Source organism: Bradyrhizobium sp. URHC0002 (assembly GCF_054059515.1).
The window spans coordinates 3,169,114-3,189,323 of sequence record NZ_JBSSCF010000001.1; the positions used below are offsets into that span (position 1 = coordinate 3,169,114).

Below are 20,210 nucleotides of genomic sequence, written 5' to 3' on the forward strand. Positions count from 1 at the left end.
CGAGAATCGTCGCACCGATCTATCAAGGGTCAGAGCTGGTCCTCAATTTTCGTGTTCAATCCCTCTGGCTCGATATACGAACTGGGGCCTGGTGACGCCAAGCATCCGCGCTGCTGTCGAAACCCTTCCATCCGCGCGTCGCAGCGCCTCCGCGTAGATGCGCTGGTTTAGTTCGTTGATCGTGAGCGATTTGGCAGCCATTTGATCGACTATGCTGCCCACATAAGTGTCTGCAGAACTGGGAGACGCTGACGTAAGCTCGCGCGAAAGGTGCTTCGGCTGAATTTCCCCCAGTGGCTCGTTAACGCCGTCGAGCTTGGCGTTGAACGAGGCGCTCAGGAGAATCGAGCGCAATTGCGGTAGATTTCCGAGAAGAGCCATGGCCTTGAGCGAGTCCAGCGCCGCACGGGAGAGACGATATTTCGGCAAGGCTTCGTTCTCCCTCATCGCTGCGAGCATGGCCTGAGCGATGTCGGCAATATCGCCGCGCCTGTGCTGAAGGCCGAGAAGCTCAATCGGCAGAACCGCAAGGGCGAAGAGAAAGTCCCGCCGAAGTGCGGGCATGGCGATTAACTCGCTCAGTCGATGTATGGATGTGCCGGCCAATTGCAGTCCGGGCGGCAAGTCCCGGTTCTCGATTCTTTCCGCCAACAGGAGTTGGCATTCCTCGGACAGAGTTTCGATATCCTCCAGTAGCCACGTCTCGCGTGATTGCTTCAACTTCCTGAGCCAGATATCGATCTGCTCGCTGGTGATGGATCTGCAGACAAGGCGCCGCAATCGGCCGTCGGCTCCGTGGTGCCGGTGGTGCAGGTAGCGCGCCGCGAGGTGTTTCCCGCAACCATGTGGACCGACGATCAGCGCAGGGAGCCCTCCTGCGGCAACGCTATCCAGCCGGCTGCGAGCAGGCTCGATCACAACGTCATCGAGGCTTGCAGCCCCGTGTTTGGAGGTTGTCTTCGTTGACGCATGGATTGCCGTTTTGACGCCGCCGATCTTGCGCGGAAGTTCTGCAATCGATGGAACGACCTCCTCGCGGAACATGCGGACGATGGGGTCGTCGGCGCCCCAGGCGTCGGCCGTTTTGCCGGTCACCCGGCAGTGCTTGTGCCCCATCGCGGCACATTCCGTTTCCTTGTAGACGATCAGTTTGTCGAAAAAAAAGCTCGCATATCCCGACGCGTAGCCGACTTGCATCCAGCAGACGGGCTCTGACGCGCTGCGTTGGCGATTGAGAAACTCAGTTGCCTCCATGCCACCATGCCAGAGAAACTCTGCTGCAAACTTGTTCTGCTTGAAATTGAAGTCGTTGTAGACGGTCTGCACGCGCACGACGCCGCACATGGTGTGCATCCGCGTGCCTGCGGTGAACGCGTCACCCATGTCGAGCCCGGGCCAGGAGGTGCGGATAAACTCCGCATCTTGCGTTCCCGCCTGGAAGCCTAACCGCAGCAGAATGACCCGCGCGTCGTGAGACCCGAAGCGGCGGACCAGTTCCTCCTGGAGCTGAACGGCGATCGAGGCGCGATGGAGGACAAGCCGCGCGTTGCGCAAGCTGATATGCGCGTGAGCGGGGTCGTACACGATCTGCGAGAGCATGTCCCGCAGCGTGGGCCGTCCACCGCGATCGAGAAGGCTGCTCTCTTCGATCTTGGAAATCATTTGCCCGCACTCCCCGCCACCAGGCTTTTCTTCTCGTTGCAGAGTTGCCGACTTTGCATCATTTGATCAATCGAAATTGATGAAATGCTCTATTCGTTCTCGCCCTCGCACCCGCCGAGCTGCTTTCGCCGATCCGGACGGGGTGGAACATCCCTATCATTATCAATGGCTTGCTTGATGTTTGGACGGGTTGTTGCGGCGCGGCGGTGATTTCCTCTTTGACCGCTTTTCCGACCAGGGTGATTACCTCCGGCCAACAAGGGGTCCAAGTGCTCCGGGGGGAATCGGAATGCGTGACGCGAGCAGAATCGTGAAGCTGCCGGATGAGCCACACGCGGAAGCGATCAGGCGCTACGCGAAGGAAGGGGCTTACATCGCGGGCGATGACAAGTCCTCACCCTGGATACCCTTTGGCGACGTCGCGGCGATCAAGCATCTGTGCTTCGACGTTCGCAACAACGCGGCGGCCAACATTCTGTGGGTCAAGAGCGGTGGCCGGATCGGCACGCACAAGCATCGCGGCTTTGTGTCGGCCGTCACGCTGGAAGGGTCCTGGGGCTATTACGAGTACGACTGGATCGCCAGGCCAGGTGATTTCATCTACGAGCTCCCGGGCACGGCGCATACGCTGTATTCCGACGATCCTAACGGGATGAAGGCGCTGTTCTGGCTGAACGGCGCGATCGAATTCTTCAATGACAATGGCGAGTATGATTTCACCGCCGATGTCTTCTGGTTCATCGAACATTACACACGTTACTGCGAGGCAAACGGTCTCCCCATCAACAACGACATGTTCATCTGAGCCTGATTGGCGGTTGGGGAGAGAGTGCGTGGACGAGTGTGATTACATCATCGTAGGCGCCGGTTCGGCCGGCTGTGTATTGGCGAACCGCTTGAGCGAGGATCCGAAAGTCAGCGTCCTCGTGCTTGAGGCCGGCGGCAAGGACAACAGCATCTTCATGAAGATGCCGCTGGCATGGCGCCAGATCTGGCGTGGCCCCAAGTTCAACTGGAATTATGCGACGGAGCCGGAGCCTTTTCTCGATGGACGACGCCTCTCGCTCCCGCGCGGCAAAGTCCTCGGCGGATCGTCCTCAATCAACGGCATGCTCTACGTGCGGGGACATCCGCGCGACTATGACTTGTGGCGGCAGGCTGGGTGCGAGGGCTGGAGCTATGCCGACGTTCTTCCCTACTTCAAGCGCGCCGAGGGTAGCTGGCGAGGCGAAGGCGATTATCACGGGGGCGCAGGACCGCTCGGCGTCAGCCCAACCGATGTTTCCAACCTGAATTTTGAGTTGATCCGCGACACGGCTATTGCCGCAGGAATTCCGATGACCGAGGATTTCTCGGGAGCGCAACCCGAGGGATTTGGTATCGTCGACCTGACGATCAAGAATGGTGAGCGCAGCAGTGCATCGACGGTCTACCTCCGCCCCGCATTGAAGCGGACCAATCTCGCCGTGAAGATCGGCGCCTTGACGGAGCGGATCCTGATCGAGAAGGGCCGCGCGACGGGCGTGGCTTACATCGCGAACGGAAAGCGCGTTTCCGTTCGCGCGAGGCGCGAGGTGATCCTGTGCGGTGGAAGCTACAATTCACCGCAGCTTCTCTTGCTGTCGGGCATCGGGCCGGCCGACGAAATTGCCGAACACGGGATCACGCCGGTCCACGAACTGCCGGCGGTCGGCAAGAATCTGTCCGAACACGTGGTATTTCACATTCAGTTCGCGATCAAGCAGCCGATCACGTTTCTGCGCCGCCTGCGCGCCGATCGCGTTGCACTGTCGGTCCTGCAATGGGCCCTGTTCCGTACGGGTGATTTTGCGACCCAGGCATTGACGGCGCTCGCCTTCGTGCGCAGCCGACCCGATATCGAGCGACCGGACATTCAACTCTTCTTCAACTCGACGCGCATGGACGCCAAAGTGTGGTTTCCCGGGATCACGCCGGCACAGCAGCACATGCTGGAGGGATATCCGTCGATCAATTATCCGGAGAGTCGCGGCGAGTTGCGCCTGCGCTCGGCTGATCCACGCGACCCGCCGCGTATCCGGCTCAACTTTCTCGGAACCGAAAGCGATCGTGCGACGGCACGCGAATGCATTCGTTTGGTACGGCGCATTTACAACACCCCGCCGCTCGGCTCGCTGATCGAGCGAGAGACGTCGCCTGGCGCCGAGGTCGTCTCCGACGCCGACCTTGACGCGTTCGTCCGGCGCACGGCCGAGGTCGGTCATCATCCCGTCGGCACCTGCGCGATGGGGATCGGGCCTGCGGCAGTGGTCGATCCCCAACTCCGCGTGCGTGGACTGCAGGGGCTCAGGGTAGTCGACGCCTCGGTCATGCCAACGGTGCCGGGAGGCAACACCAACGGTCCGACAATTATGATTGCCGAACGCGCCGCGGATCTCATCGCAGGGAAGACGCCGCTTGCCCCGGCGTCGAGTGCGATTTGATGAGTGGGCTGTCGCCGATGTCATTGCCATCCGGAGTGGAGATGTCTGGCATGGGAGAGCAGCTTTCAATCGTGTGGAGCGCCGACGGCGAGCTTCACAAAGATGCGCTGGGTTTCTCGTAGCCGTCTATCACTTGAGCAAAAGGGGGAGTTTGATGAGACCATCTGTAAAAGGGACCGTGGTGGCGGTCATATGCGCGCTTGCAACATTGGCGTTCGATCATCCCGCAGAATCTGCCTCGGCGCCGAAATGCGGACTGAATACGGGCAAGCCCGCAACCGGTGCGCCAATTCCGATCGGCGGCATTGTTGGTCGGACTGGCCCGGCGGACTTCAGTTCGTCGGGCGATGCCGCCGCAGCGTATTTCAAGTGCGTCAACGAGAATGGCGGGATCAACGGCCGCCCGATCGAATACACGCTGGAGGACGACGCCTGGAAGCCCGAGCAGGCTGCGCAAGCTGCAGCCAAGCTGGTGACCGACAAGAAGGTGGTCGCCCTGGCCGGCAGCAACAGCTTCGTCGAGTGCGCGGCGAACGAGGCGACCTACGAGAAGAACGACGTGCTCGTCGTCGCCGGCGTCGGCATTCCCCGGGATTGCTTCTTTGGCCGGAACTATTCGTCAACGAACGCAGGTCCTCGATTGAGCAACCTTGGAGCGGTGCAGTACATGCACCAGAAATTTGGCATCAAGAGTGTCGTCTGCGTTGCACCCAACATTCCCGGCGTTGGCGATTTCTCCTGCGACGGCGTCAAGGTGTGGGGCGCGTCCAAGGGCGTGGTGGTCAACGTGATCCTGATTGATCCCGCGGCGATCGACATGACTTCTATCGTCCTCCAGGCAATGTCCTTCAAGCCTGACCTGATCGAGGCGAGCTTGCCGCGTGACGGTGTGATCGCCTTGCTCAAGGCCGCCGAGGACCAGGACCTTGCTCCCAAGGTGAAGTTCGCAGCGCCGACCTCCGTCTACAATCTCGAGTTTCCGAAAACGATCGGTCCCTATTGGGATAACAAGGTTTACGCGCAGCTCGAGCTTGAACCTTTCGACAAGAAAACGCCCGACATGCTGAACTGGTATGCGGTGCTCGACAAGTATGCCGCCAAGAACGTCCAGCGCGATACCTTCAATCAGGCGGGTTACCTGGCCGCGCGTTGGATCGTCGAGGTCATGCTGCAGATGGACCCAGCGAAGATCGACCGGGCATCGGTTACGGCCGCTCTCCGCGGAATGAAATCGGGCCTTCAGTCCGACATCGCGTGCGGGCCGTGGTATTTCGGCCCAGGCAACCGGCATAATCCAAACCACGCCGGATCGGTGGCCGTGACATCGGGCGGGCAATGGGTGACCCAGCAGTCTTGCTTTGAGGTCGAAGATCCTGATCTGGCCGACGTTCTGGCGACCGAGAAGGAAGTCGGTATTCGCAAATAAGCGACAGCTGTGGACCGAGGGCGATGACTGTCGCCCTTGGTCTCCTCGGCGGCGGCGCGGACTGCCGTCCACGGACGGAAATCCGCAGAGCGCCTGGCGCCTCCAGTCAATCGAGTAGGTGATCGTGCCAAACCTTGGTCCATTCGTCGTTTCCGGGCTCGCCACCGGCGCAGTGTATGCGCTCTCGGCGGTCGCAATCGTGATTCTTTTCCGTGCGTCCGGCGTCGTCAATCTTGCGCAAGGCGCGATCGGCGCGTTTTCGGCGATTATCGCTTGGCAAATCGGGGATTCAGGCGGTCCTCCCTGGATTGGGTGGATAGCGGGCGTGATCGCTGCGATAGCGGTTTCGCTGGCCTATGGCCGCCTCCTGGCTCCGCGCGTCGCCCATAGCGATCCGGTGGTGCGGGCGGTGGCCACACTTGGCCTGGCGCTGGCGCTGCTCGGCGTCATGGATTTCGTCTGGGGCGAATACGGCCGCGTTCTGCGTCTCCCGACCGACAGCTTGGGTGTCCGTATTCTGGATGTGCGTGTGACCTACACGCGCCTGATCGCGCTGGCGCTCACTTGCGTCGTTACGGTCGGCACGATCTTTTTCCTGGGGCGGACTCGCATGGGCCTGGCGATGCGTGCGCTCGCCAATCGCCGGGAAATAAGTGCCTTGCTCGGCGTACCCGTTCTGAAGGTCGATTCCTGGGCGTGGGCGATGTCGGGGTTGATTGCCGGCGTCAGCGGCATCCTGCTCGCAAACCTCGCGCGGATGCAGCCTCTGTTCCTGACATTCATGGTCATTCCGGCGATCGCGGCCGCGATCGCCGGGCGTGTGCAGTCGCTGGGGATCGCGGTGGTCGGCGGCTTGTCAATCGGCGTGATCGAAGCAATCGGTACGCCATTTCCGTTCATCGCGCCCTATCGCACATTGACCCCCTTCGTTTTTGCTATCGTCGCATTGGTCTTCTTGCAGCGTCATGGGCAAGCCCTGATCGGCGGAGGGGCAGGGCTGGGAGCCGACGACGCGCGCTCAAGTGCTCCCGCAGGCAGTGTGCGCCGTGGCGCATGGGTCGGAGTCGCCGCCGGAATTGCCGCGGCGCTGGTGGTGGCGCTGGCGACGCCCGAAATCGCCAGCTCCTACTGGCTGCGTGTGCTGACCGGTTCTGCTATCCTGGCCCTCGGCTCGCTCGCCACCGGAATTCTCTATGCGCAATTGGGCATGGTTTCCTTGTGCCAGTTCGCGTTGGTCGGCATCGGCGGTTGGGTCGCGTTGCGCTCCTGGCATGCAATTCATTGGCCCTTCGAAATGTCGCTATTGTGCGGCGGTGTCGAGCAGCGTTGCTCGGCCTGGTCTTCGGGTTGCCGGCACTCCGCATGCGCGGTCTGTACCTCGCGTTGGTGACCTTGATGATCGCGGGCGGTTTTCAGGTGGTGATCACCGCAATCGATTTCCCTGACGGAGGAGCCGGATTCATCGGCAAGATCTACAACGGGCCGCGCCAGTATATGAGCCGCCCTGGATTGGCGACGACGGATGCAGGCTATTTTCGCTATTGCCTGGGAGTGCTCGTCGTCGGCTATCTCGTCGTACTCTGGCATCAGCGCTCGCGAGTCGGGCGCGCCTGGGCGATGATACGTCGCAGTGAAGCATGCGCGCTGTCGGCAAGCGTCAATATCGTCGCCTACAAGATATGGGCTTTTGCGCTCGCCGGCTTCCTTGCGGGCATATGTGGCGGGTTGCTCGCTGGCCTCATCGGCACGCTCGACTTGACCTCGTTTCCGGCGAGCGAGTCTGTCCTGCTCTTTGCAGTGACGGTTATCGGCGGCGCCTATAGCTGGCTTGGCCCAATTCTGGCCGGCTTGCTGTTGCGGGCTGTTCCTGGACTGCTCAACGATTGGCATATCGACGGCAATATCGCGACGATCGTCTTCGGGGCAGGCCTGTTGCATGCCTTGATTACTGCCCCGCGCGGCATCGCAGGCCAAATCCTTGATGCCGTCGGACGCATCAAGGCTTTTGCCGGTCAGGTGCGACGGGAGAAAGTCATATGATCGAGATCGACGGCCTTGAGGTCAGGTTCGGCGGCGTCATGGCCTTGAATGCGTTGACGGCGTCGCTCGATGCACCGGTAACGGGATTGATCGGTCCAAACGGTGCGGGCAAGACGACGCTGCTCAACGTGATGAGCGGCTTCATCACACCGACCGCCGGATCGGTGACGATCGACGGGCAGGATATCGCTCGTCTGGCGACGCATCGGCGCTCAGCGTTCGGGATCCGTCGTACTTTCCAGACCGAGCAAGTGGTGCTCAATCTCTCAGTGTGGGACAACGTCGCAGGGATGCTCGATCATATTCCATTCGGGACGAGCAGCCGCAACGACGTCATCAATGCGGCTCTGCGCTATACCGGTCTCTCGGATCGAGCCGATCTGATGGGAAGCGCCCTCGCAACATGCGACCGGCGTATGGTCGAAATTGCGCGATGCCTCGTCGGCGCGCCGAAGATCATCATGATGGATGAACCCGGTGCCGGCCTGAGCGAATCCGAGTCGGATTTCCTGCGTAAAACCATCATAGGCATACCGGAGTTCAGCGGCGCCCAGGTGCTGCTCGTCGATCACGACGTCGACCTGATTTCGTCGACCTGCACGAAGACGCTGGTTCTCGATTTCGGTACCATGATCGCCTACGGCCCAGTAGGTCTTACCTTGAAGGATCCGAAAGTACGTGCCGCCTATCTCGGAGAAGCGGCATGACCGAATGCATCCGGATCGAGCGCCTGGCAATTGCGCGCGGTGGCAAGCAGGTCGTGCATGGCGTGGATCTTGAGATTCCGCCGGGGCAGGTTACGGCTCTGCTCGGCGCCAACGGTGCGGGCAAGAGTTCGCTGGTTCTCGCCGTGGCGGGTGCATTGCCCGTTTGCTCCGGCAATGTCCTCATCGACGGCAAATCGATCGCAGGCCTTCGGCCCGAGCAGGTTCGTCGTCTTGGAGTTGCAGCCGTCCCCGAAGGGCACCATGTCCTCAGCGAACTGTCGGTGCTCGATAATCTCCGGGTCGCCGGTCATCATCTGCCGGGTCGCAAGCGCGAGAACGGCATCGAGGCGGCGCTCGATACGTTTCCTGAGCTTCGCCAGAAGCTCGACGCGCGGGCCGGATCACTCTCCGGCGGCCAGCAGCAAATGGTCGTACTTGCCCAGGCCATCGTCGATCGCCCGCGCTATATCCTTGCGGATGAATTGTCCTTCGGTCTTGCCCCGGTGATCGTGGCCAGGCTGGTTCCGGTGATCGCTCAACTTGCCGCGGATGGCGTCGGGGTGTTGTTGATCGAACAGTTCACGAACATTGCATTGCGGATTTCTCATCGTGTCCACGTCATGGAGCGGGGGCATATTCGGTTTTCTGGCGAACCCGAAGCATTGCGGGAGAATCCCGATATTCTTCACAGCGCGTATCTCGCGGCCAATTGACGTGTGAGCGACGCCGTGAGCAGGTCCGGCGCTGGACTGCAATTGTGGCCAGATCGACGCGCGCGCTCTTTGCCACGTAAGTTGCTAGGATTGGCCCATGCGGCTAACGCTGAAAACGCCGGGCGGCGGATTTGGATCCGCGACCGAGCGGACCGGTTAATCCGGCGCTCGCCCGGCAGGTTCGATTGCATCCCAGCTTCGAGGTCGGTCCTGCCGATTAGTATCCTCGCGACCATTTGAGGCGGCGATTGATTGCACAAGAATGGCGGCTTCGGGGCGTCGATCCGTCCAGCCTTACGCCTCTCGCAGTTGGATTTCACGCTGTAAGCTATTGATTGATTTTGGCTTGGTTGGAGAAATTCTCTAGATATTTCAATGCGAGTAGCATGTCTCTTAATCAGCGGGTCCGCCTTCTAGGCCCGATGCACCACCCGGCAAACCAATCACATTCGATACCAGCGTCCAGACCGGACCACTCAGTTGGGAGTTTTCTTCGTTACCCGTACGAGTTCGCCTCTGCCGTCTGCTCGAGAGTGGGGGATGGCTGCGCGTTACCACAGCGGCTGCTCGCGGACAATTTCTCGCCGACATGAGCTTGCCACGGATTGAATTGGGCAACCTTATCCAGCCTGATGATAGGTGACTCAACCCTGCGCGCCTCCGTTGATCGGCATCACCTTCTTGGGATCGAGCCAGTGATCGATCCGATCGGCCCAATGCTGCATCAGCTTCGTGCGCGAGCCTATCAGCGCGAGCGGTCCGTGCTTCTTGTAAAGACCTTCCACAGTAGAGTTATCGAGATGCGCGAGCTGCAGCTCGACGACATCGCCATCCCTTGCCTTGGCGTCCTTGAACTCTTCGTGGGGAGACAGGGGCGAGAAAGTGGTCCGGAACCCGTGGGCGCAATGATCAGTCTTGGTGTCAATGCCAAGCAGGCGCAAGCGCCTGCTGAGCGTGTTGTTCGATAGCGGGGCATACTTCGAGCAGCAAAGCGCGTACCGGCGATGGCCGGTCAGCTTCCGAACGCTGCGCAGGATCGCGAGTGCCTGCCGTGACAAAGGCACGACATGGTCGCAACCGGTCTTCATCTTGGCGGCTGGAAGAGTCCAACGTTCGGCATCCCAATCGACCTCGCTCCACATTTCATTGACAATGCCGGGGCGGGGAATGGTCAGCGCATCGAAGCGCAAGGCAAAGAGCTTGAAGACGCGCGTCACGTCACATGGTTCGGTGACGCCGGGACGCGGTCGTGCTGCGCTTGCACACCAGCTCCAGGCCGGAGGGATGGCGCGCCAATCACCAAATTAAGAATGCTCGGGCTTTTCCGTACAGCGAAATGCTGTAGGCTACGAACTGCGTGGGCTCAGGCTCAGCACTTCAAATAATAAATGTACACGGGAGGGACCTATGGACATTCGAAAGCTAGCGGCAGCTGCCGCGTCGGCTGTCGCCTTGTGCGGGTGGTCGGGCATTGCCGGTGCCGGCCAGTATGACGGCATTACGATCAACATCCTGACGCGCCCGGGACCCGTCATCGCCGGCGCAGTGTCCCAGCGCGGCAAGGAATTCGAGAAGCTGACGGGCGCTAAAATCATCGTCAATGAAGTGCCGTATGCTGAGATCTTCCCGAAGGTCCAGCAAGACTGGTCCACGGGAACGAATTCCATTGATGTTGCCGTCTTCGCCGCCGGCTGGGGCGTCGAGCTCGCGGCCGCAGGGTTGCTCGAAAACCTCGATCCCTACATAGCGAAGGACGGGAAGATCGACCTCCAGGACATCGCTCCCTATTTCCGCGAATTTGCCCAGAAGATCGGCGGGCATACGATGGTGATTCAGGTCGATGGCGACTTCCAGATGGTCTATTACCGGAAGGACATCCTGGAAAAGAACAACCTGCAGCCGCCCAAGACATGGGACGACTATCTCGCCATCGCCAAGGCAATCAACGGCCAGGATATGAGCGGCGACGGCAAGCCAGGCTACGGCTCCTGCATCTTCAAGAAGCGGAACGCTCAGAGCTATTTCGCCGTACAGACGATCGCTTCGACGATCGTTCAGACCCAGGGTACGGCCCAGGGCTTTCAGTTCGACAACGCCACAATGAAGCCCCTTGTCAACAATGCCGGCTGGAAGAAGGCCTTTGAACTCTACAAGGAGACAACCAAATATGGACCGCCTGAAGAACTGAACATGGACATCGGCGACACCCGTGCCCTGTTCAAGTCGGGCCGTTGCGGCCTCCTGATCGAATGGGGCGATCCGGGCCCGCTCCAGCTCGAAGACGACGCAAAGGGGATCAAGAACAAGCTCTACGCCACCAATGTGGGTTCGAAGGAAGTCTTGGACCGCAAGACCGGCAAGCTTGTTCCTGTCAGCAAAGAGTCTGCGCCGAATGCGATCGACGGCATCAACTATGCTCCGTTCTCGGCCTTCGGCGGCTGGGGCGGCGCCGTCAACGCCAAGTCGGGTCCCAAGGTCAAGCAGGCGGCCTACGACTTCTTGTCGTTCATAAGTCAGAAAGAGCAATCCAACGTCGACGTGACCATAGGCTGGACGGGCTTCAACCCATACCGCCTCAGCCAGCTCAAGAGCACGGACCTTTGGGTGAAATCCGGCATGGATGAGGGCCTTGCCAAGAATTACATGGGCGCCATCAACGATGCCCTCAACAACCCCAACATGGCTTCGGACCTCAAGATCCCCGGTGCGCAGCAGTACACCGCCGTCGTGCTCGACACCGAGCTGGCGCGCTATATGGCTGGCGAGATCACCGTGGACGAGGCCTTGAAGAACATTGAGGCCGGTTGGGAAAAGACCACCAGAGACTTCGGCCGCGACGAGCAGATCAAGCAGATGGCACTCGCTGTGGGACCTGCAAAGTGAGCGAGCCTGATGTCTGATGGGACCGCTACGAGCCAGCCGGGGATTTTCCCGGCTGGCCTTTCTCGGCGTGAAAGCTGGGGTGAGTGGTTTGACCGCCATTCGAGAACGTTTTTCATCGCTCCGGCTGTTACACTTGTCCTGCTCTTTGCGATTTTCCCAACCTTCTACACGATCGTCTTTGCAATCAGTCATGTAAGGTTCTCGGCCACCGGTCTCAAATTCCGGATGGTTTGGTTCGAGAACTTTACGGCGCAATTTACCGGCAATCAGCAGGTTCACTTCCTTGGCCGCTTCACGAGCATGAGCATCGCCGGCTGGGTATTCAGCCTCGTGATTGCCGGCGCTCTGCTGTGGTGGCTCTATCGCGCCGTTGTCAGCGGAGCCACCTGGGTCGGCTTGGCCGGGCGGTTGATCAGCGCTGCCATGGCTATGTTCATTGCGCTTCTGTTCGCCGCCACCCTGCTTTCCGGTAATCAGTGGGGCACGCTGCTCAATACCCTGTTCTATGTTGTCGCCGGCTGCTCCATCCAATTCGTCATCGGCCTGATGCTGGCCTTCCTGTGCTCGCAGCCCATTATCGGCAAGAATTTCTTCCGGGTGCTGTTTTTCATCCCCCTCATGATTACCCCGCTCGGTGTGGGCTATGCCTTCAAGATGATTCTGGATGTGACCAAAGGTCCGTTCCAGCCCTTCTGGCAATTGGTCGGTCTCGGGAATTGGGCGTGGTCAACCGATGCCTGGGCCGCTCGCTGGTTTGTTGTCCTGGGGGACTCCTGGCAATGGATCCCCTTCATCTTCATCGTTTTGCTGGCCGCTCTGGAGAACGTGCCCAAGGATCATGTCGAGGCCGCCCAGGTCGATGGTGCCTCCAGTTTCCAGATCTTCCGCGAAATCACCTGGCCGCAGATTCTTCCAGTCGCAGCAACCGTCATGCTCATCCGTATGATCGAGGCGTTCAAAATCGTGGATCTGCCAAACATCATGACCGCCGGAGGGCCCGGGATAGCAACCGAGTCAATGACACTGCATTCGCTGTTTCTTTGGCGCGCCAATAACATGGGGGATTCTGCTGCCGTGGCATATCTTCTCCTGATATTGACCGTCGTCGTGTGCTCCTCGTTCTTCAACTATGTGGTCCTCAAACGGTTACGTAAGGCGCGGGCATGAGCGGGGCGCCTCACAGGACTTTCAAGGACCATCGGTCGTTCAGACAGCGGCTGTTCGAGCCGCCTGCCGTGGGCAAGATGTCCCTTATGGCGAACCTTGTGGCCTGGGCCATCCTGTTGTTTTGGTCGCTGTTTGTGCTCTTTCCGATCTATTGGGTGGTCATTACGGCCTTCAAGGATGCCGGGACCGTCAATAACGGGCCGTTCTTCATCCCCTTTGTCGATTTCCAGCCGACGCTGAAGGGTTGGACTGCGCAATTCGCAACAGAGCCCAATTGCGATGCCTATTCCGTCGGCCGCCAGCTTTTCCTGCTGGTCTACAATCTGTTCGCCTTCATTGTTTCGCCGATCGTCAAGATCGAAAAAATGGAGCCGCAGATTTGCAGGGTCTACCTTGCCTATACGAATTCCTTTGTGATCAGCTTCGGCGCCACCGCGCTTTGCATTGCAGTCGGGTCCATGGCGGCCTACGCGCTGGCGCGCATTAGCTACAAGCCGAAGTTCGGGAACATCGTGGTGTTTGTGCTGCTGGCCCTGTCGGCCATCGTCGCTTCCAATTATTTCGATGTTCATTGGGCGATTTCAGGCTCCGTTGGCCTCGCCCTGTTTTTCCTTCTTGCCCGCGCTTTAGGGCGGCGTTTCAAGTCCACGCTCGGAAATGACGACATTCTGTTCTGGATCGTATCCCAGCGCATATTGCCACCGATCGTTGTCATTATTCCGGTCTACATGATGTTTCAGTCGGTCCGCATGATCGACACGCACTTCGCGCTCATCATCATCTATGCGGTAGCCAATCTGCCAATCGTCGTTTGGCTCATGCATGACTTTTTCGCGAATCTTCCCGTTGAACTGGAGGAATCGGCACAACTCGACGGCTCATCACGCTTCGAAATATTTTGGGACATCGTGTTGCCCTTGACCCGTCCGGGGCTCGCTGCAACCACCCTGCTGACGCTTATTCTCAATTGGAACGAGTATCTCTTTGCGATCTTCCTCACGACTGCTCGAGCCCAGACTATGCCGATCATGGTTGCCGCCAAGAACACGGGCGAGCGGGGCATTCTTTGGTGGGAGATGTGTGCCATTATCATGATCATGATCCTTCCGGTGATCGTCATGGCTGTCGTGTTGCAGCGCTATATCGCCAAGGGTGTCTTGCTTGGTGCGGTCAAGGGATGAGCGGATGAACAATACGATTTCGGGCGCCGCTCGCCAGGTCCCGGTCCGCTTCGACAAAGTGCGGAAATATTTCGGCACCGTGAAGGTGCTCGAGGAATTCGATCTAAACATCGCGCCGGGCGAATTCCTGGTGCTGCTCGGCGCTTCCGGCTCGGGAAAGACCACCGCGCTGCGCATTCTCTCCGGCCTCGAGACGGCCACCGCCGGCCGCGTGTTGATCGGCGACCGCGATGTCACCGACATCTTGCCGAAATACCGCGACATCTCGATGGTGTTTCAGTCCTACGCGCTTTACCCGCACAAGACCGTGGCCGAGAACATCGGCTTTCCGCTCAAGGTTCGCCGCGTTCCCGAAGCTGAGCGCACCGCCGCAGTCAAGGAGGCTGCCGCTCAGGTTCAACTCCAGACCCTACTCGACCGCTACCCCCGAGAGCTATCCGGAGGCCAGCGTCAGCGGGTTGCGCTGGCGCGGGCCATCATCCGCCGCCCGTCGGTGTTTCTCATGGATGAGCCGCTTTCAAATCTCGATGCCAAGCTTCGTGGTCACATGCGCGCCGAACTGAAACACATGCAGCAGTCGCTGGGCATCACGACCATCTATGTTACTCACGACCAGATTGAAGCCATGACCCTGGCCCACCGGGTCGCGATTCTGGAGAAGGGAGTTCTGCAGCAGCTCGATACGCCTGTGAATACGTACAATGATCCTGCCAATCTGTTCGTCGCCCAATTCATCGGCTCACCGCCCATGAATATCATCCATGGGGCTCTGGACGGCAGGGCCTTCATGGGCCACGGAGCCCAACTGATGTCACCGGTGTCAGGTAAGATCGCCAAGGCCGTCCTCGGCGTGCGGCCTGAAGACTGCTCGATCGTTGAGCACGACAAGGGCGATCTGAAGGGCGAAATTTACGCTAACGAGTTGATCGGCGACCACACGCTTGTGACGGTCAAAGTCGAAAACGACTTCATCGCCGTGAAGGCCCCCAAGCAGTTTGCCGGCAGGCAAGGCGAGCGCATCGGCGTTTCGCTGACGCCGTCACGCACATTCGTCTTCGATGCTGGAAGTGGCCTGCGTGTGCGCTGAGCGGACGCGACGAACTTAAGGGTACACACCCTAGCTTGCTCTAGATCGCATCCGCCCGATGCAGCGTGTCCACGATGATAGTGGATCGGAACCGGAAGGCATGGAGCCAAATTCACCCAGTCCCGATCATCCTCCAGTCGGGAAGGCTGCTGAAGGCCACGTGCCGACGCCGGAGGGACCGGTGACCTCGGCGCTTGCTTGCCCTCTGCATGCGATGCCGAAGATGCTCCAATGGGCACGGCCGCCGACGGCAACCCCAACGGTCTTCAGAACCCCTACAACTGGCCGAAGCCGGGAGCGCTGCCGAGGCCGGCAATTGGCGGTCGCCCTCAGGTCGAAGGGTAGCGGACCTGCCGTGTGAACTAGGGGCGTCGCAGGATGCGCAAGGTGTAACATAGCGTGCGATAGCGCATAGAATTCCAAAGAGACGCGAGCCTACCATAGCAACTGCCTTGCTATGACCGGCCGCCTACTTCACCGTGACCCTCACCGAGCCAGTGATGGCGACTGCGACGACGACGGGTCTGGTTGGCAGGCTTTCGATCCTCAAGCGTCAAAGAATACCGTTTCACGCGGGCCCTGGAGGTGAATATCGAACAGGTAAACCGTCTTGCCATCGCGCTCTTCGCGACGGGCCAGCAAAGTGTCGCGTCGTGCCGCGGGCTCGATCATGCGTAACACCGGGTCTTCTGCGTTCGCCGGCGGCTCGTCGGCGAAATACATCCGCGTTGACAGCCCGATATTCACGCCGCGCGCCGCCAACCAGAAATTCACATGCGGCGCCATCAGCCCGTGCCCGCGACGGCCGATGACGCGCCCAGGTTTGATAGTCTCGAAAGCGTAGCCTCCCGTCTGGAAGTCCGTACCGGTGCGGCCCCAGCCGCGGAACGACTGGTCGACCGGCTTGCCGTCCTGCCGGTCCGCAGGATGGTTGTAGCGGCCCGCCGCGTTGGCCTGCCAGATCTCGACCAGCATATCGCGCGCCGGCGATCCTGTCCCATCCAGGATGTGTCCTTCGATGCGGATGCGCTCGCCGAGCGTCTCGGGGGCGACGAGCACGTTGCCGAAATTATTCTGGAATATATCGAAGCCGGCCTGGTGGGGAATCAAGCCGATATGGACATAAGGGCCTGCCGTTTGCGACGGCGTTTCAGGCGTATACGGCAGAAAGGTCATCGCTCACGCTCCCTCCCTTTTGTTTTCGAACAGCACTTGGCGGCTTCCCCGCAGCACGATGTCAAAGCGGTAGGCCAGCGTATCGAGCGGCACGGATGCATTGAGATCGAGCCGCGCGACCAGGCGCTCGCGCGCCTTCGGATCGGGAATCGTCTGCATAATGGCGTCGTGTGGAATCAGCGGATCGCCTTCAAAATACATCTGCGTGATGAGCCGCTGCGCGAAACCTGATCCGAAAATCGAGAAATGGATGTGGGCCGGCCGCCAGGAATTCACCTGGTTGCGGAACGGATACGCACCGGGCTTCGCGGTGCGAAAGGCGTAATAACCTTCCGCATCCGTGAGCGCGCGGCCACAGCCTCCAAAATTAGGGTCGACGGGGGCGAGATAGGTGTCGTTCTTGTGCCGATATCGCCCACCGGCATTGGCCTGCCAAATTTCAATCAGGGTGTCGGAAACCGGGCGGCCCGCTTCATCGCGCACGTGCCCGTGAACGATGGTTCGCTCGCCGACCGGCTCGCCGGTTCGCGCGTAATTGAGGAGGAGGTCGTTGTCGAGCGCTCCCAATTCTTCAGGTCTGAACAAGGGACCAGTTACTTCGGAAAGCGAGGTTTGCAAGGACCAGAGCGGGATGCGCGGCGTACGTAACACGCTTGTCTTGTATTGCGGCGTAAAAGCGGGTGGATGCAGACGACGGTCGCGCTGAAAAAATTCTCTGTCGGTTGTCATGGCTGCTGACCCTTGTTTATTTGCGCAAGCTTCGATGCTCGGAGCTCCATTGCACGGGAGTAGCTCATTTGTGCACCCGCTGAGCCGGCCTGTTGATCGCGCAACCAGATAGCGGACGTCGAAGTTTCATGCCAACGGCAGGCCGACATAGTTTTCAGCGAGGGTTGTCGCGGCGGCACGTGACGAGGTTACGAGCTCGAGTTCGGCGAGCTGGCGCTTCAAATCGAATTCGGTCCCCTCGTGGAATCGGTGCAGCATCGACGTCATCCACCAGGAGAAGTGCTGAGCGCGCCACACCCGCCGAAGCGCAGTGCGGGAATAGGCATCCAAAAGGTCGGTTGACCGATTGGAGTAATACGAGGACAGCGCCCGGGCGAGGACGTGGACATCAGCCGCGGCCAGATTTAGCCCCTTGGCGCCGGTTGGGGGTACGGAGTGTGCTGCGTCACCCGCAAGGAATAATCGCCCATGCTGCATCGGCTCACAGACGAACGAGCGGAGCGGGATAATGCCCTTTTGAAAGATCGGACCCGTCTTGAGCTCGAACCCGTCGCCGCCCACCCGGGCCTGCAGCTCATTCCAGATCCGATCATCGGACCAGTTAGCGACTGTGTCGGTGGGGTCGCACTGGAAATACATGCGCTGCACGTCCGGAGATCTCGTCGAGATCAGCGCGAACCCGTGTTCGTGATGAGCGTAGATCAGCTCTTCAGATGATGGGGGCGCCTTGGCGAGGATCCCGAACCAGCCGAACGGGTAGACGCGGAAATAGTCGCGGCGGACCAAATGTTCCGGTATGGCGGCGCGGCTTGTACCATAGCCGCCGTCACATCCGGCGACGAAGTCGCAGGACAGCTCGCGTGTCTCGCCCTCCTTGGTGGTGAAATGGATCACCGGCTGGTCGGAGGTGAGGCCGTCGATGCTGGTTGCCTTGGCCTCAAAATGAATCTGGCCGCCCGTACGCAAGCGAAGCGCGATCAGGTCTTTCAGAACTTCGTGCTGCGGATAAACGGTGATCGTGCGGCCATTCGCCAAGCTCTGAAGATCGATGCGATGCCCGCGGCCGGCGAAACGCAACTCAAAGCCGCCATGCACGAAGCCCTCGCGTTTCATGCGATCTCCGGCACCGATCTCGGTCATCAGATCTACGGTCGACTGCTCGAGCACGCCGGCCCGGATCGTCTGCTCGATCTCTGCCTGCGACCGGCTTTCAACGATAATCGACTCGATGCCGCTCAGATGCAGCATATGAGAGAGCAATAGCCCCGCTGGACCAGCTCCGACAATACCCACTTGTGTTCGCATTGAGTGTTCCTCTCGTAATTTTCCGGATGGGTCGAGCGGCTGTAACGATCTCTCATGTGATGAAACGCCCCAGTCGCGATCGACCAGGAAAGGCACGATTCGTACGGGAACGGCGGCCCCATCTTTGGGCGAGTCGGGAAGCGCCGCGCACTTGGGCTATCGCAGCTCACGGAGGAGATCCTCGTCACGTTTCGCGTGCGGGGATGTGGCGACCAACGACAGCGAGCGAGAGGGCGAGACCGATCATGGCGACGCCCAGCATCAGGAGATAGCCGTCCTTTCCGCCGGCCGTGATCACCGCTGCTCCGGCAAAGGCACTGAGGATCGCTCCAAGCCGACCAAAGGCGAGGGCGGAGGCCGTGCCCGTGGCCCGGACAGTGGTCGGGTAGACGTGGGCGCACACAGCATACATGGTCGACTGCACCGCATTGGCGAAGAAGCCTTGCACACCGAACCCGGCTATCAGAATGCTCGTCTGCAGCGCGATGTTCACGCTGGTCAGGTAAAACGCGGTGGCGGCACCGAGGAGGCTGCACACCAGGAGCGGCCAGCGGGAGCCATACCGGGTGATCGTCATGGCGCACAGCAATGCGCCGAGCACACCTCCGAAGTTGTAGGCCGTTAAACCTGACCCGGCGATCGCGACGTCCAGCCCTTCGGAGGTAAGCATCGTCGGTAACCACGTGAAGGCGCTATATACAGCAAGCAGGTTGAGAAAGAAGGCGCACCAGAGCGCGATCGTGTCGCGCGTCCGGCCGTTCTCGAACAATGCAAGAAAGCCCTCCCGTTTCTCGATCTGCTGCTCGCGTAAATCTGTGAAGACAATGTCGGCTGTGACCGGTCGCGACATGCGCCCGACGAGCCGGCCCAACTCGGCCCAACGCGCCGGCCGCCGCACAAGAAATCGGGGCGTTTCCGGGAGAATGAAGAGCAGAATGAAGCCCAGGAGCACGGCCAGAGCTCCACCAAGAAAGAACAGGGCCCTCCAACCGAGGTTCGGCAGGACGAGGCCGGCGAAAAGGCCGGCGAGCATGCCTCCAAGCGGGACACAGACGATGGTCGCGGTAATGGCGAGCGTCCGCCGCCGTGCGGGTGTGAATTCCGCCGCAACGGTGGTGGAGCTCGGCAAGGCTCCGCCAATGCCAAGTCCCGCAATAAATCGCAGCGCGCCGATCTGCCAGAGGTTGGCTGCGAAGCCGATGCAGAAGGTTGCCAGCCCGAAAACCATCACGCTGACGATCACGGCCCCGCGTCGTCCGAACCGGTCGGCGAAGAGGCCAGCGAAGGCGCTCCCTATTCCCATTCCGACCAGCCCGGCCGCAAGTGCGGGAGCAAAGTCGCCGCGGGTAACGCCCCACTCCTTGATGAGAACCGGGACAGCGAAGCCAATCAGCTGCCCATCGAACCCGTCCATGATGATCGACAGGGCAGCGATGAAGACGACCATCTTCTGCATGGCGCTCCAAGGGCTGTTATCAAGGAGCTGGCCAATGTCCAGGGAAGGACGCGCGCTCTCGCGGCTGCCGCTCACCTCTCCGGAAGGGCGGGTTGGATCTAAGCCGGTTGCTGCGATGTGCGGAGCGTGGCCTATGGGGAACGACTCTGTCACGACGGATTTCCTCCCTGTTGTTTTGTGTCGTGCTGGTCGAAGTTCCAACACGATCGTTCATTT

At 60.1% G+C, this 20,210-nt stretch carries 17 protein-coding genes and 1 pseudogene; 12 read left to right on the forward strand and 6 right to left on the reverse strand.

Going from position 1 to position 20,210, the window contains the following annotated elements; genetic code table 11:
* Nucleotides 1-42 precede the first annotated feature (42 nt).
* Nucleotides 43-1,662: a XylR N-terminal domain-containing protein gene (locus ACVWVY_RS15335; RefSeq protein ID WP_456627139.1), complete on the reverse strand. Its 1,620-nt coding sequence runs from the start codon at nt 1,660-1,662 to the stop codon at nt 43-45.
* A gap of 289 nt (nt 1,663-1,951) precedes the next feature.
* Here ACVWVY_RS15335 and ACVWVY_RS15340 point away from each other — a divergent pair, with 289 nt between their 5' ends.
* The 8 genes and pseudogenes from ACVWVY_RS15340 to ACVWVY_RS15375 all read left to right on the forward strand — a co-directional run bounded on the left by ACVWVY_RS15340 (nt 1,952) and on the right by ACVWVY_RS15375 (nt 9,010).
* Entirely contained in the window at nt 1,952-2,467 is a 516-nt protein-coding gene (locus ACVWVY_RS15340; RefSeq protein ID WP_456627140.1) for a 2,4'-dihydroxyacetophenone dioxygenase family protein, read from the forward strand.
* Nucleotides 2,468-2,495: 28 nt separating this feature from the next.
* A complete protein-coding gene (locus tag ACVWVY_RS15345; RefSeq protein WP_456627141.1) occupies nt 2,496-4,124 on the forward strand; it encodes a GMC family oxidoreductase in 1,629 nt (542 codons plus the stop codon).
* Nucleotides 4,057-5,550 carry an ABC transporter substrate-binding protein gene (locus ACVWVY_RS15350; RefSeq protein WP_456627142.1) on the forward strand — a complete coding sequence of 498 codons (1,494 nt, stop codon included), beginning with the start codon at nt 4,057-4,059 and terminating at the stop codon, nt 5,548-5,550. The genes ACVWVY_RS15345 and ACVWVY_RS15350 overlap by 68 nt, the downstream gene beginning before the upstream one ends.
* A gap of 124 nt (nt 5,551-5,674) precedes the next feature.
* Nucleotides 5,675-5,875, forward strand: a pseudogene (locus ACVWVY_RS15355) (branched-chain amino acid ABC transporter permease); the annotation flags it as partial.
* Nucleotides 5,876-6,940, forward strand: coding sequence for an ABC transporter permease subunit (locus tag ACVWVY_RS15360; protein WP_456632491.1), 1,065 nt, complete (start codon nt 5,876-5,878; stop codon nt 6,938-6,940).
* A complete protein-coding gene (locus ACVWVY_RS15365; protein ID WP_456627143.1) occupies nt 6,913-7,590 on the forward strand; it encodes a branched-chain amino acid ABC transporter permease in 678 nt (225 codons plus the stop codon). Before ACVWVY_RS15360 ends, ACVWVY_RS15365 begins: the two co-directional genes overlap by 28 nt.
* Nucleotides 7,587-8,297, forward strand: a complete 711-nt coding sequence (locus ACVWVY_RS15370; RefSeq protein WP_456627144.1) for an ABC transporter ATP-binding protein — start codon at nt 7,587-7,589, stop codon at nt 8,295-8,297. The genes ACVWVY_RS15365 and ACVWVY_RS15370 overlap by 4 nt, the downstream gene beginning before the upstream one ends.
* On the forward strand, nt 8,294-9,010 hold the full coding sequence (locus ACVWVY_RS15375; protein WP_456627145.1) for an ABC transporter ATP-binding protein: 717 nt from the start codon (nt 8,294-8,296) through the stop codon (nt 9,008-9,010). Before ACVWVY_RS15370 ends, ACVWVY_RS15375 begins: the two co-directional genes overlap by 4 nt.
* Nucleotides 9,011-9,654: 644 nt before the next feature.
* Here the strand turns inward: ACVWVY_RS15375 and ACVWVY_RS15380 are convergent.
* Nucleotides 9,655-10,200, reverse strand: coding sequence for a tyrosine-type recombinase/integrase (locus tag ACVWVY_RS15380; RefSeq protein ID WP_456627146.1), 546 nt, complete (start codon nt 10,198-10,200; stop codon nt 9,655-9,657).
* 217 nt (nt 10,201-10,417) lie between these two features.
* Between ACVWVY_RS15380 and ACVWVY_RS15385 the strand changes: the two genes are divergently transcribed.
* The 4 genes from ACVWVY_RS15385 to ACVWVY_RS15400 all read left to right on the forward strand — a co-directional run bounded on the left by ACVWVY_RS15385 (nt 10,418) and on the right by ACVWVY_RS15400 (nt 15,328).
* Nucleotides 10,418-11,893: an ABC transporter substrate-binding protein gene (locus ACVWVY_RS15385; protein ID WP_456627147.1), complete on the forward strand. Its 1,476-nt coding sequence runs from the start codon at nt 10,418-10,420 to the stop codon at nt 11,891-11,893.
* 9 nt (nt 11,894-11,902) lie between these two features.
* Nucleotides 11,903-13,060 (forward strand): carbohydrate ABC transporter permease, encoded by a 1,158-nt coding sequence (locus ACVWVY_RS15390; protein WP_456627148.1) that lies wholly within the window; start codon nt 11,903-11,905, stop codon nt 13,058-13,060.
* Between the two features lie 77 nt (nt 13,061-13,137).
* Entirely contained in the window at nt 13,138-14,241 is a 1,104-nt protein-coding gene (locus tag ACVWVY_RS15395) for a carbohydrate ABC transporter permease (RefSeq protein ID WP_456632219.1), read from the forward strand.
* Nucleotides 14,242-14,320: 79 nt separating this feature from the next.
* Nucleotides 14,321-15,328, forward strand: a complete 1,008-nt coding sequence (locus tag ACVWVY_RS15400; RefSeq protein WP_456627149.1) for an ABC transporter ATP-binding protein — start codon at nt 14,321-14,323, stop codon at nt 15,326-15,328.
* 546 nt (nt 15,329-15,874) lie between these two features.
* On the opposite strand, the gene pcaG is transcribed toward ACVWVY_RS15400, so the two are convergent.
* The 4 genes from pcaG to ACVWVY_RS15420 form a co-directional block, all read right to left on the reverse strand.
* Nucleotides 15,875-16,504, reverse strand: coding sequence for a protocatechuate 3,4-dioxygenase subunit alpha (pcaG, locus tag ACVWVY_RS15405; protein WP_456627150.1), 630 nt, complete (start codon nt 16,502-16,504; stop codon nt 15,875-15,877).
* Nucleotides 16,505-16,507: 3 nt separating this feature from the next.
* Nucleotides 16,508-17,233, reverse strand: a complete 726-nt coding sequence (gene pcaH, locus ACVWVY_RS15410; protein WP_456627151.1) for a protocatechuate 3,4-dioxygenase subunit beta — start codon at nt 17,231-17,233, stop codon at nt 16,508-16,510.
* Nucleotides 17,234-17,359: 126 nt separating this feature from the next.
* Entirely contained in the window at nt 17,360-18,538 is a 1,179-nt protein-coding gene (locus tag ACVWVY_RS15415; protein ID WP_456627152.1) for a 4-hydroxybenzoate 3-monooxygenase, read from the reverse strand.
* A gap of 184 nt (nt 18,539-18,722) precedes the next feature.
* Nucleotides 18,723-20,147 (reverse strand): MFS transporter, encoded by a 1,425-nt coding sequence (locus tag ACVWVY_RS15420; protein ID WP_456627153.1) that lies wholly within the window; start codon nt 20,145-20,147, stop codon nt 18,723-18,725.
* Between the last annotated feature and the right edge of the window lie 63 nt (nt 20,148-20,210).

Excerpts from the sequence above, each read along its gene's own strand:
- pcaH (WP_456627151.1), bottom strand. The coding sequence starts at position 17,233 with ATGACAACCGACAGAGAATTTTTTCAGCGCGACCGTCGTCTGCATCCA.
- ACVWVY_RS15390 (WP_456627148.1), top strand. The coding sequence starts at position 11,903 with ATGTCTGATGGGACCGCTACGAGCCAGCCGGGGATTTTCCCGGCTGGC.
- ACVWVY_RS15365 (WP_456627143.1), top strand. The coding sequence starts at position 6,913 with ATGCGCGGTCTGTACCTCGCGTTGGTGACCTTGATGATCGCGGGCGGT.
- pcaG (WP_456627150.1), bottom strand. The coding sequence starts at position 16,504 with ATGACCTTTCTGCCGTATACGCCTGAAACGCCGTCGCAAACGGCAGGC.
- ACVWVY_RS15340 (WP_456627140.1), top strand. The coding sequence starts at position 1,952 with ATGCGTGACGCGAGCAGAATCGTGAAGCTGCCGGATGAGCCACACGCG.
- ACVWVY_RS15385 (WP_456627147.1), top strand. The coding sequence starts at position 10,418 with ATGGACATTCGAAAGCTAGCGGCAGCTGCCGCGTCGGCTGTCGCCTTG.
- ACVWVY_RS15370 (WP_456627144.1), top strand. The coding sequence starts at position 7,587 with ATGATCGAGATCGACGGCCTTGAGGTCAGGTTCGGCGGCGTCATGGCC.
- ACVWVY_RS15375 (WP_456627145.1), top strand. The coding sequence starts at position 8,294 with ATGACCGAATGCATCCGGATCGAGCGCCTGGCAATTGCGCGCGGTGGC.
- ACVWVY_RS15395 (WP_456632219.1), top strand. The coding sequence starts at position 13,138 with ATGTCCCTTATGGCGAACCTTGTGGCCTGGGCCATCCTGTTGTTTTGG.
- ACVWVY_RS15335 (WP_456627139.1), bottom strand. The coding sequence starts at position 1,662 with ATGATTTCCAAGATCGAAGAGAGCAGCCTTCTCGATCGCGGTGGACGG.
- ACVWVY_RS15415 (WP_456627152.1), bottom strand. The coding sequence starts at position 18,538 with ATGCGAACACAAGTGGGTATTGTCGGAGCTGGTCCAGCGGGGCTATTG.